This is a genomic window from Chitinimonas koreensis (assembly GCF_014353015.1).
GTDB lineage: Bacteria > Pseudomonadota > Gammaproteobacteria > Burkholderiales > Chitinimonadaceae > Chitinimonas > Chitinimonas koreensis.
In genome coordinates, this window is sequence record NZ_CP060704.1 from 4,069,112 (window position 1) to 4,081,498 (window position 12,387).

7 protein-coding genes and 1 pseudogene are annotated in these 12,387 nt (G+C 62.8%); 1 reads left to right on the plus strand and 7 read right to left on the minus strand.

The annotated features are described in order from the left end of the window. Window positions 1-15: 15 nt before the first annotated feature. On the minus strand, window positions 16-444 hold the full coding sequence (locus H9L41_RS17050) for a hypothetical protein (protein ID WP_157461850.1): 429 nt from the start codon (window positions 442-444) through the stop codon (window positions 16-18). Between the two features lie 413 nt (window positions 445-857). After that, window positions 858-1,106 (minus strand): annotated as a pseudogene (locus tag H9L41_RS17055) (integrase core domain-containing protein); the annotation flags it as partial. A gap of 57 nt (window positions 1,107-1,163) precedes the next feature. On the opposite strand from H9L41_RS17055, the gene H9L41_RS17060 reads away from it, so the two are divergent. Next, window positions 1,164-1,445 carry a DUF1153 domain-containing protein gene (locus H9L41_RS17060; RefSeq protein WP_308417295.1) on the plus strand — a complete coding sequence of 94 codons (282 nt, stop codon included), beginning with the start codon at window positions 1,164-1,166 and terminating at the stop codon, window positions 1,443-1,445. Here H9L41_RS17060 and H9L41_RS17065 read toward each other — a convergent pair. The 5 genes from H9L41_RS17065 to pmbA all read right to left on the minus strand — a co-directional run bounded on the left by H9L41_RS17065 (window position 1,423) and on the right by pmbA (window position 12,270). Beyond that, complete coding sequence (locus H9L41_RS17065) at window positions 1,423-1,983, minus strand: imm11 family protein (RefSeq protein WP_157461852.1); 561 nt, start codon at window positions 1,981-1,983, stop codon at window positions 1,423-1,425. The genes H9L41_RS17060 and H9L41_RS17065 overlap by 23 nt on opposite strands. Continuing rightward, on the minus strand, window positions 1,980-3,986 hold the full coding sequence (locus H9L41_RS17070) for an RHS repeat-associated core domain-containing protein (RefSeq protein WP_187523502.1): 2,007 nt from the start codon (window positions 3,984-3,986) through the stop codon (window positions 1,980-1,982). The genes H9L41_RS17065 and H9L41_RS17070 overlap by 4 nt, the downstream gene beginning before the upstream one ends. After that, a complete protein-coding gene (locus H9L41_RS17075; RefSeq protein ID WP_187523503.1) occupies window positions 3,986-9,586 on the minus strand; it encodes an FG-GAP-like repeat-containing protein in 5,601 nt (1,866 codons plus the stop codon). Before H9L41_RS17075 ends, H9L41_RS17070 begins: the two co-directional genes overlap by 1 nt. Window positions 9,587-10,076: 490 nt before the next feature. Beyond that, window positions 10,077-10,805 (minus strand): DNA-3-methyladenine glycosylase family protein, encoded by a 729-nt coding sequence (locus H9L41_RS17080; protein WP_245589172.1) that lies wholly within the window; start codon window positions 10,803-10,805, stop codon window positions 10,077-10,079. 115 nt (window positions 10,806-10,920) lie between these two features. After that, window positions 10,921-12,270, minus strand: coding sequence for a metalloprotease PmbA (gene pmbA, locus H9L41_RS17085; RefSeq protein ID WP_028445180.1), 1,350 nt, complete (start codon window positions 12,268-12,270; stop codon window positions 10,921-10,923). Between the last annotated feature and the right edge of the window lie 117 nt (window positions 12,271-12,387).

Genomic DNA, 12,387 nt, shown 5'->3' on the forward strand with positions numbered 1-12,387 from the left:
ACGTAGACAGGCCTATCAAGCTGATAATATCGTACGTATAAACCCATCCAGTGGAATTAGCAACGCGAATTCACCAAGCCTGGAGCCATTCAAGAAAATGCGGCTACCGCTTAGCGTTGCAACTTCCATACCATCAAATAGTATTTCTTTTCCCCCACCCTTAAATCGCACTTCGAGTAATTCATCATTCGGCAGTGCCTGGACCTTTCTTAAAATAAAGTCCGACTTAGCCTTTTCCAAGATAGAAATTATATCCAACAACGGAAATTCCCACCGATTCGAATCAGGAGGTGAAATAGAAAGCCAAAGCCGCCCCTTTATATATGAAACCTGCATGACGACTGCATCTCCAACAGCCTCCCACCCACCACCAAAGAAAATGATTGCATCATCAACCTCAGCATCTTCGCTTGCAATTCCATTCACAATATAGAAAGAGGCCATATTAATCACCTAATTACCGGATTTAGAAACGTATGAAACTGGCCTTCCAGAGTAATGGCCAACCCTCTGCCATCTGGGATTCGTAATTGCAATACCGGCTCATAACGTCCATTCACTTGCATTCGACCCACGAGGAAACCCCATCCTTTGCACCAAGAATGCCTCTCATTTGTTGCTGTGCAATAGCAGCATTTTTTGATGCATTCCCCGTCAGCGATGGAAATGGAGACTCACCCACACGCTGTAATTTTGATGTAAGACTTTCAACAGCTTTGACCTCCTTTTTGCCAATAGACATACCTGAAAGTATAACCTCTTCGACAGAGTAACTGACCTCCTCCCGCAAAACCGTAGCGTTCAAAAGTAGAGATTTCAGGCAAATGACCTCCTCCCGCTTAACCGAGCGGTCGAAACTAGAAATTCCCGGCTTCAAGGTGGGCGAGTCGGAACTCGCTCGGGGTCAGGTCTCCCAGCGAGCTGTGCCGCCTGAATTCGTTGTAATCCTGTCGCCATCGTTCGATTTTGTCACGTGCATCATCCAGCGACAGAAACCAGTGCGCGTTCAGGCATTCGTCTCGCAGACTACCGTTGAATGACTCGATGAACGCGTTATCCGTGGGTTTGCCCGGGCGCGAGAAGTCCAGCGTCACCCCATGCTCATACGTGTAATGACCCAGTGAAAACCTGCTCACGTCATACTTGAAGGAAAGACGATGGGCATGAAGATGGAAGAAGACATCAAGCGGTGGACGGCCAAGCGCAAGAGCGCACTGGTCTTGGACATCATCCAGGGCAAGACGACGGTAGCCGAAGCCAGCCGGGCCTATGACCTCTCGCCTGCCGAAGTGGAAAACTGGGTCGAAGACGGCAAGCGGGGCATGGAAAATGCGCTACGCGCCAATCCGCTCGATGTGCGAGAGCAATACGAGCGGCAGATCAAAGACCTGCAAGAGGCTTATCTGGATAGTGGGCAAGGCATTATGATACGTGCTCGTACTTAATGCCGGACACTTTCCTGGTTTCGAGGAGGCTTTTTACTTCCTCTGATATTATCAGTGCAATGGGCCAGCCAGATAATCTAAATATATGATGACCATTTGCAGCTAGTGGATCAATGGAGATTTTGGCTATCATTCGATACTCTCCAATCTTCTCAGGGCGTCCATCAGAATCAGTCCATTTAGTGTACATCGATTTCGATTCGTCGATGCATTGAACAAGATTGCATATGTTCAAAATTTCGTATTTATTACTCGACCCATTAATCTGAACTGGGATGCGCTGAATAACTTCTCCTACAAGACGTTCCAGTTCTACATTGATGACCGCTGGCGTGACAACCATATCAAAATCACAGAAATTGAAGTCAACTTCGTAACCAGGCCGTCGAAGGGGTAAATTTAATGGTTGCAGTGAATTTACACAAAGGCCTTGTGTAAATATCCGCGGATCTACTTCAATGCCATGCAGATCAGTCGGCGATTTTAGATACCATCGTGTAGTAGCGGCTGGGTCAGCTAAAATACGGTAGAAGTTCATTGTTTTGTCACCAATTTGTTTAATAGAGATCCGGGCGTCTGGATTTCTTTTCCAAGAGCACGCAATTCCAACTGCAAAGCCTCCCGGTATGCATGACCATTTAATCCGTTTGTGGCACTTGTAAGTCGATCAAAAATTGCTTGATGATATGCTTCTGGATGTGGCCCCTTGTGGCCTAATACGGCAATCTTATTGAGGGTGTCATCCAAATTCATCCCAGCCTTTTCGAATATTGCTTCGAAACGAGGTGTCCAAGGGCCGCCAAATATTGTAGAGATGCAGTTTTTATTCGTACAAATGTGATGAATCGCTCCCTTGGTCACGGCGGCTTCTTTGGCCGCATTGTTCAATATCTTGAGCCCAATTCCTTCCGCTGGGATCAGATTCGTTGCCACAATCTCTGCCCCATCGGCCATAACTTGGCCCATGGAAATACAGACCCCAGCCTTTGCGCAGCGCCCCATCAATTCATGGTTTGCCGCAAAATTTCCCGGCCCAAGCTTGATCAAGTCCGTATCGGACAAACGACTGTAGTCGGGACCGGCAAAGAAGCTCGTTATCGCTTGAACAACATTCTTTATCGTATTCCCAAGAGTCTTCCCTGCAGCCTCTTTCGACCCCGAGGTCGGCGCCTGCGCTTGCGGTGTTGGCTTTTGACCGTCTGCCTGTCCAGCGCGCTGCATCATCGCCAACTCGCCCTTAGTGCTCTGGCTACCAGCCACCTTCCAATCCCCACAGCCCATCGAGGTAAGCCGGCAGTTCGCTTCGAATCCAGTCGGATCTGTCAGATTAGTCGGGTTGTTCCACACATAGGTATAGCGGTTATAGCTCTGGCTATGCTCCGGCTCCTGGATGATCGCATCCGCACTTAGGAAGCGTGCAACCAAGGGGTCGTACACCCGGCCGTTCATGTGCACCAAGTCCAGCCCATCCAGCATTTCGTGACCGGTGAAGCCCTTGTTGTCGGTCACGCCGTCCAGCGTATCCGGCGTAGTCGCACCGTCCAGGCTCCGCCGCTTGCCCCAGGCGTCATACGCCAGCTTTTCCTTCAATGCTCCCGCCTGGTCGGTGATCCCAATCACGCTGCCCAGTCGGTCGGCATGCGTCCAGTTCAACGTGGTCGTCGTCGTGCTGCCATTCACCACATCGATCTCGACACCCAGCCCATTGGGCCAGTAGGTCTTGATCGTCCAGACCCCGGCCTTGTTCTCTGCCTCCTGGCCGCCCGCGTAATAGACCGTGCTGGCGGTGCTGCCGTCCTGCTTCAGCTGCTTGGTCCGCTGGTGGTCCGGGCCATAGGTGAACTCGCTCGATACGCTGCCCTCGGTAATCTTCTGGGGCATGTCGAAGCTGGTCCACGTCAGCGTCCGGCTGGCGCCACTGGCGAGGTTGCCGTTGTCGTCGTAGGTGAAGGCGCCGATACCGGGAATACTCTGCACCGCATGCGGCCGGACCGCCGTCGCACCTTGGGTCGGATAGACATAGGCGCCGGTACCTACACCCGTCTTGCTCAGCAGGTTGCCGATCGCATCGTAGGTGAAGACCTGCAGCGTCTTGCCCGTCACCTGGCTCTGCTTGAGCCGGTTCAGTTCGTCGTAGTCGAAACTCTCAATGAAACCGGTGCTGCCGTCCCAGTACTGGCTGCGCTGGGTTACGTTGCCCAGTGCATCGTACTGGTAGCCCTCCTGCAGCCGGGCGGCGCCCGCCGCGGTCTTGAGCGTGTCGCTGGTCAGGCGGCCGGTATTGGGGTTGTAGACCGTATTGGTGCTCAACCCGTTGCCCAGGCTGGCTTGCAGCACCCGGTTCGCCGCGTCCTGTGCGTTGGCCTGCCACAGCACAAGGCCGGCCCGCTCGATCCGGGCCAGGTAGCCCGTCGCGTTGTAGCGGTTGTCGTACACCTTGGCCGAGGCACTGCCGCGCTGCAGGCTGCGCTTGGCGAGACGGCCCCAGCCGTCGTAGGCCAGCACGTCGATATAGTTGACGTCGAGATAGCGGGTCGCCATCAGCGGCCGGGCCAGGCTGTCGTAGCTCTGGGTCTGGCGATAGTCCTTGGCCGTGGGGTGCCGGTATAGCTTTCCACCAATTGGCCGCAGCTCTTGGTGCTCGCGCAGCTGGCCGGCGTGGTGGCGTGGTCGTAGACCCAGTGGCTTTCCAGGTCCGGCTCGTAGCGGGCCGTCATCCGGCCCAGATCGTCATAGCTGAACTTGGTGACTTGGCTCGCCGCGCGCTGCTTCGGGCTGATTTGCTGCCACACCTGGCCCAGTGGGTCGACGTCGTAGTGGATCAGGCCCAGGTCAGGGTCCTGCAAGTCGGTCTTGCGGCCCAGCGCATCGTAGGTGACCTTGATCACGTTGCCGTTCGGATCGGTGGTCTGGCTCAGGTTGCCCCAGGCGTCGCGGCCGAACAGCGTCACGCCGGCCTTGGCGTCGGTGCTCCGCACCAGCAGGCCCAGCGCGTCGCGCTCGTCGGTCTTGCTCTGGCTCTTGGCATTGGTCTGGATCGTGACCAGGCCCTTGTACTGCGTGGTGGCACTGCGTTCGGTACCGGCTTCGTCACGGGTCGTGACCGCCGTCACCCGGTCGAGCGCGTCGTAGGCCTGGCGGCTGGCCAGGATTGCGGCATCGGCGCTGTAGCGCGGCTGGTCGGCTTCCCACGGTCGGCCGCGGCTGTCGTAGCGTTGGTCGGTGACGATGGCACGGCCGTCGTAGCCGTAGGTCTGCGTGCGCAATACGTGGCCGGCGCTGTCGCGGTAAGCCAGGCTCGGCACGGCGATGCGGTCCGCGCCCTTGAAGTGGTCGGCGATCTCGACGTGGGTGGCGTTGACCGGGCAATTGACATCGCACTGCTCGAGGTAGTAACGGGTTTCGGTGCCGTCGGCGCGGGTTTCCTTGGTCTTTCGGCCGAAGCCGTTCACCGTCCAGGTCGTGGTCAGGCCATTGGGGCCGGTCAGGCTGGTCTGCACGCCGGTCTTCGGGTCGTAGCCGCGTGTCTCGGCCTGACCGATCGCGTTCTTCACCGTGGTCGGGAAGCGGCCCTTGGCGTCGTAGGCCACGTCCTCGATCACGCGGGTCCGGACAGCATTGTTGGCCGATGGGTCGAGCCAAGACAACGTTTTCTGCCTGACCAAGCCGAAGACGTTACCGGTACGGTCATAGCTGGTCACCAGCCGAAGCGCCGGTTTGTCAGGTTCACGCGTTTCTGTCTTCAGCAAACCTTGGGTGTCGTAGTCGTAATCAACCACACGCGGCACAGTCAAGCCATCGCGCGTCTTGCTGGCCGTCATGCGGTCGGGCCGGCCGATCAGCCAGGTCGTGGCGTCATTGAGGTAGGTGGTGACCGTCTTGGCCGTGTAGGTCTTGCTGCCGCCGGTGACGCCGCCGCTCACCGTCACATCCTGCTGGGTCAGGTTGCCCCAGCCGTCGCCATAGGTGTTGATCGTGGTGGTGGTGTCCAGCCCACTGCCGTCGAGATCCAGACGAACGACCGTGCTTTGCTTGACGAAGGGGAAGACCGTGCCGGTGGCCGGGTTCTGCTTGTCCAGCGTGTAGACCGCGTCGACCAGCTTGACGCCGTTGGCTGCGGTGGTCCGACTGGCCGTCGTCATGCCGGTGTATGGCCAGTCCTGGCTTTGCCAGGTAGTGGTCGTGGTAATGACGCCAGCGGTATCAGGATCGATATTGCTTGCGTCGACACGAGCGAAGCCAAGGTGGCCGCGCCCCTGCTGGTCGGCCGCAGCACCCGCATAGCTGTAGCGCGTCTCGAGCCAGTCGCCCTGGCCGTTGCTCACGCGCAGCGCCTTGGCCAGCTGGCCGGAGTTCGCCTGGGTCTGCTTGGGATAAGCGTGAGTGACGGCGGCGCCATTACGATCCAGCGCATTGCGGCTGTAGACGCTCGGATCGTTGGCCAGGCCGTAGACGACTTCGCCGACCTGCCCCAGGCCGTTGGTGGCACGGATCAGCTTGTCCAGCGCCTGGCCAGGCAGGGCGAGCCTGGCCGGGCTATAGACCTCCCACTTGCCGCCCGGACGATAGATCACGATGTCCAGCCGGCCATCGCCGTTAAGGTCGGCGATCAGGCTGCGGTCGACTTCGTAGGCATCGCTGCCTGGCTGCGGCAGTACCGGCGCACTCCAGGTCTCGCAGCGATAGCCGTTGTCGCCGTCGACTCGGCACAGGCGCTGCTGGCTGGTGGTCGGGCCGGTGGCCAGGATGTCCGGCCGGCCATCGTCGTCGAGATTACCGACCGCCTCGATCATGAAATCGTTCTTGAAGCCGCGAGCCTCGCGCGAGCCGGTATCGGGCAGCGGCGAGCACAAGCCGCTCTTGCCGCTCGAATAGCAGACGCGGCCTTCGAGCGCAGTCATCGCCGGCCCGACGCCGAAGGCGAGATCGGTATAGCCGTCGCCGTTGATGTCGGCGCTGAGCGCGGCCATCGCGGCCGGTACCTGCAACATGTAGTCCGAGCCGCCATAGCCGCTGAAGCCCCAGCCCGTCTTGAGGCCGGTCTCGTCATAGAAGCGCGCGGTCAGGCCGCGGTTGATCCAGTTCCAGCGTTCGGCTTCGGCGTCGTAGGACGGCACACCGGCCAGGATCTCCTCGACCCGGCCATCGCCGTCGAGGTCCGCGGTCTCGTGGCTGGCGCGCAGCATCTCGTTCTGGGCGAAGCGCTGCGAGGCGGCCAGCGTGGTGCAGCTGAAGCCGTTGCCCTGCGACAGACAGATCGACGGTTTGGCGGTATCGACATTGGTCACCAGTACATCGGTGCGGCCATCGGCATTGAGATCGCGGGTGACGAAATTGTCGAACGAGCCCGGGATGCCCCAGTCGGCGCACTGGAAGGTGTTCAGGCCGTAGCGCCCGTAGCGCGACAGGCATACACGCAGCGGCGAGAAACTGTCGACCGGCCTCGCGACCACGTCCTGCAGGCCGTCGCCATCGAAGTCGCCGCTGCCCAGCAGTGCGAACGAGGCGAGATTGTTCTGGAAGACTGCGACCGAGCTGGTAAAACCGCTGCCGGTGCCGGCGAACAGCTTCTGCGACTGGCCACGGGTCGGGTATTTCTCAAGCAGGTCGGGATAGCCGTCGCCATTGAAATCGCCGAGGAAGAACATGTCGAGCGGCAGCTTGCCGCCTTCGCCGTTGTTCCACGGCAAAGGCGCGGTTGCGTCTTCAAGTACCGGACCGGTCCAGGTGCCGAGGCTGACGAAGGCACGCGGGACAGCCGGGTCGGGCTGACCCCAGTCGAACGTCGTGGCCGGCAGGCAGGCCCCAGCTCCGTCGCAGCGCTGCACCGTGCGCAGCAGGCTGCGGCCGCTGCTGATGCTGGTCTGGTAGGTGAACAGGTATTGCGAGGCCAAGGTACCGCCACTGCCGTCGGCAGCGGTATCCGTATAGGCCAACAAGCGCTTGAGACGCTGGCGCAGATCGGCCCGGCGCCCGGAGATATAGAGCGGGCCAGCATCCGGCCGGCTTTCGTATTCGAAGGCGAGTCTGGCGTAATGCGCCAGGCTGCCGTTGGCACCCCAGCGGATGGCCAGCGGCAAATGCTCGCCAGTGGTCGCGTTTTCGCCGTACTGGTAGTCGACCAGATTGCCGGCGCGGTCCTGGCTACGGCGCAGCATCCAGCTATGGGCCTGGCCGTCACCGCCGGCGCCTTCGGCCTCGCTGTCGGTGCTGCCGCCGTAGTAGTGGATCAACCCACTCTTGAGTTCGACCTTGAAGCCAGTGCCGCTGCGGCTGATGCGCTGGAAGCTGTCCTGCTCGGCCCGGTAGACAGCATTGGCAGCCCAATAGCTGTCACCACTGATCAACACCAGGCGCTGTCCATCGAGGCAGAGTCGGTCGTCGGTCGTGAAGCCGACTGCGGCGGCCTTGCCATCCTGAGCCAAGGTCAGGCCGCAGCGATGCAGCTTGGACAGGCCGGTCAGGCTCCAACCCAGGCCCACGGCACTGTTACCGCCTTGGCTGTTGTAGGCGAGACCCAGGCTCGGAACCATACCGGCAGTGCCGGGCGGCAAGGCCAGCTGCACACTGTAGCTGGCGGCGCCACTGCCGACGGATAGTTCACCGGGCAGGCTTCCGGCATCGGCATTGGCCAGATGCGGCGGCTGGATCGAGACCGGCAACAGCGCATCGGCGGCCGGCACGCTGAAACTGCCCGACTGGCCGAGCGCGACATTGGTGCCGCCCGATTGCGACACGCCATGCACGTACAGCGCCTTACCGGCGTAAGTCGTCCGATAAGCGGCCAACGGGATCGACCAGCGATGGGCGACACCACTGGTGGCACAACTGGTCGATATGGCGGCTTCGCTGGCCAGATTGGCCGTCGCACTGGTCAGCAGCGTGCCGGTCCCGGCCGCGCCGTTGGCATAGAGCTGGACGGTGATCGACTGGTTGACCCGCTTGTCGCAGGCCCAGCCCTTGAGCGAGGGATTGCCGGCCGCGTCGTAGACGATGCCTTCGACGGTACCCAAGACCGGGCCGGGCGGCGGTGCCGGCATGGTGAAGCTGCCCGACTGGGGCAGCGCGAGGTTGCTGCCGCCGATGGTCGAGATGCCGTGGACGTAGAGCGACTTGCCGGCATGCGCATCGCGATAGGCGGCGAGCGGAATGGTCCAGCGATGGGCCACACCGCTGGTGGCACAGGCCGTCGAGACCGCGGCTTCGCTGGCGAGACTGGCGGTAGCGCTGGCGATCATGGTGCCGCCGGCACCAGCCGCACCGCCGGCATAGAGATGCACTGCGATCGATTGAGCGGCAGCCTTGTCGCAGGCCCAGCCGACCAGTTGCGGATTGCCCGACACATCGTTGGTGATGCCTTCGACGTTGCCGGTGACCGGGCCGATGCCTGCCACGTTGACGGTCGCTTCGGCACTGTCGGCCGAGGCGCCGCTGTTGTCGTAGCCACGGAGACGGATGCGGCGGGTACCGGGTGCGAGCGCCACGCTGGTATTGACGCTGGCGGCAGCGATGTTGGCGGCGACGCTGCCGTCGACCAGCACCTCGATGCGGGCGATGCTGCCGTCGCTGTCGCTGGCCGAACCGGTGACCGCGACGGCGACCGTACCGTTGTAGGGGGACTTGACGCTGGCGCCATTGGCCGGGGCGGTCAATTGCGCGGAAGGCGCGACGTTGACGGCCGCGACCGTCACGTTCACGGCAGCGCTGGTCCGGCTGCGATTGCCCTGGTCGTAGGCCTTGGCGGTGAAGCTGTAGCTGCCGGCCGTCAGGCCACTCATGGCGGTGCTGAAGGCGATGCTGGCTGCATCGGTGCCGGTGCGCTGGTCGATCAGCGTGCCGTCGCGATAGAGCTCGACCCTGCTGAGGCGCTTGGTGTCGCCGTTATCCACGGCCGAGACGGTAACGGTCAGGCTGGCAGGCGCGGTATAGCTGGCGCCATTGGCCGGCGCGGTGATCGATACCAACGGCGCGATGCAGGTCTGCTCGCCGGCCTCGCTGATACAGCCCGCCTGTGCGGGTAAGGCGGTCGAGATCAGTGCGCCGCAGGCGACGATCCGAACCATATAAAGGAAAAGGCCATTCACAACATCAAATGCCAAACTCATATAAAAATCCCTGATTCTTATAATCAAATATGACAACTCCGGCCGACGGCCGACCCGGAATATAAACAGCCATGAGGTAAATGCAAGGACTGTCGCGCAAGCAAAGCTAGGCGACAAATCAACGCATCACGTCTACCGGGCGCTCGGTGGCGACTGGGGCAGCGAGGCGCTGGCGAAGGCCGAGTAGTACGCGTCGCAGCATCGGTATGAAGAAACGGCCACGGTGGAAACCGTGGCCGTTTTCTTTACAGGACCGAAAGCCGTACCAGATCCGTAGGAGCGGCTTCAGCCGCGAATGGCATCGGTGACCTACTCCACCCTTCGCGGCTGAAGCCGCTCCTACGGCGGATACATCCGGTGTGTCCAACACGGTGCCGATACAGCGGAATAATGAGTCCGGGTCGCTCCGGCCGCTTCGTAGGTCGGGCTTTACGCCCGACAGCACCGCCAGCCAAGACCGCATGTCGGGCATAAAACCCGACCTACATGTCGTCGGCGGCTACCGATCACACCCGCCGGCCACGCCTCAATACGCCACCGCCACCGGATCGAGGCTGCGCCACAGATACCAGGTCGCCACCGAACGCCACGGCCGCCACAGCCGGTCGGCCAACGCGTGCATCGCCGCCGCGTTTGGCCGCTGGCCGTCGAAATACAGCTGCGCCATCGCCTTCTGCACGCCGATGTCGTCGACCGGCAGCACGTCGGGCCGCTGCAGGTGGAAGATCAGGAACATCTCGGCGGTCCAGCGGCCGATGCCCTTGACCGCCACCAGCTCCGCCGTCACCGCCGCGTCGTCGAGCCGGTGCCAGTGGCCCGGATCGAAGCGGCCGTCGAGCGCGCGCACCGCCAGGTCCTGCAGGTAGGCGATCTTCGGCCGCGACAGGCCGACGCCGCGCAAGGCCTCGAAATCCGCCGCGGCCAGGGGCGCAGCCGCCACGCCGCCGAGCAGCGTCTCGAAGCGCGCCCAGATCGCGTCGGCCGCCTTCACCGAAATCTGCTGGCTGACGATCGCGCGCGCCAGCGTGGCGAACGGGTCGCCCTTCTGCACCAGGCCGCCGTGGCCGAAAGCCTCGACCAGGCCGGCCATCACGGGATCGCGCCCGGCCAACGCGAGGCTGGCCTCGCGCCAGTAGGCGGGTCGGGCCGCGCTCGACCGATCCAGGTTCGGCGGGGGCGCGGCCGGTTGGTCCGCCTCGAGCGGATTGGCGTTTGCCTGGCCCGTTGCGGATCGATCGACTTCGGATCGATCCACTTCAGATCGATCCACTACGGGCGAGTCCGCCTCGGCCGAGGCCGCCGCGGGCCGGCCCGTACCGGCCGAATCCATCACGGGTTCGCTCATCGCGGCGCCTCGGGCGTCACGAGCCTCACGCGCCGGCCACCGTCATCTTCTCCAGCAGGATCGAGCCGACGCGCTTGCTGCCGCGCGTCTCGACGTCGCTGCCGATCGCGGCGATGGCGCGGAACATCTCGCGCAGGTTGCCGGCGATGGTGATCTCCTCGACCGGGTGCACGATCACGCCGTTCTCGACCCAGAAGCCGGCCGCGCCGCGCGAGTAGTCGCCGGTCACGCCGTTGACGCCCTGGCCCAGCAGCTCGGTGACCAAGAGGCCGGTGCCGAGCCGGCGCAGCATGTCGGCGAAATCGCCGGCGGTCGGCGTCACCAGCAGGTTGTGGCAGCCGCCGGCATTGCCGGTGGTGGCGAGGCCGAGCTTGCGCGCCGAATAGCTGCCGAGGAACCAGCCGTTGAGCACCCCGCCGCTGACCAGCTCGCGCCGCTCGCAGGCCACGCCCTCGGCGTCGAACACGCTGCTGGCGAGGCCACGCGGCAGGAACGGGTCTTCGACGATCTCTACCAGCGGCGAGAACACCTGGCTGCCGAGCGCGTCGAGCAGGAAGCTGGCCTTGCGGTAGAGCGCGCCGCCCGAGGCGGCCGAGACGTAGTGGCCGATCAGCCCGGCCGCCATGGCCGGATCGAACAGCACCGGGTATTCGCCGGTCTTGAGCCGGCGCGCGCCGAGCCGCGCCAGTGCGCGTTCGCCGGCGCGGCGGCCGATGGCGGCGGCGTCGCCGAGGTCCTCGGCCGCGCGCGCGGTGCCGTACCAGTAGTCGCGCTGCATCGCCTCGCCGTCCTGGGCGATCACCGCGCACGACAACGACTGGCGCGAGCTGCGGCTGGGGCCGATGAAGCCGTGCGAGTTGCCGTAGACCGACTGGCCGGCCTGGTTCGACACGGTGGCGCCCTCGGAATTGGCGATGCGCGCATCGACGCCGCGCGCTGCGGCTTCGCAGCGCAGCGCCAGCTCGATCGCCGCCTCGACCGGCAGATCCCACGGGTGGTAGAGGTCGAGATCGGGGAACTCGGTGGCCAGCCGGTCGGGGTCGGCCAGGCCGGCCGCCTCGTCCTCGGCGGTGTAGCGGGCGATCGCCAGCGCGGCGCCGACGGTCTGCTCGAGCGCGGCCGGCGAGAAATCGGAAGTGCTGGCGTGGCCCTTGCGCTGGCCGATGTAGACGGTGACGCCGACGCCCTTGTCGCGGTTGTATTCGATGGTCTCGACCTCGCCCAGCCGCACGCTGACGTTCTGGCCGCAGCCTTCGGACACTTCGACGTCGCAGGCGGTCGCGCCGCGCGCGCGGGCATCGGCCAGGGTGCGCTCGACGATGTCGCGCAGCTGGTCGAGCGTATGGGAAAAGCCGGGATCGGTGGATGGGGTCACGGTGGTCTCGATCGGGATGGGCGGCCGGGCGGATGCGGTCAGGGCATCGACCGGCCGGTTCAGTATGGACGGCGCGGCGGGCGGCGCACACCCGGAACTTGCGTCCCGGAAGTTGCG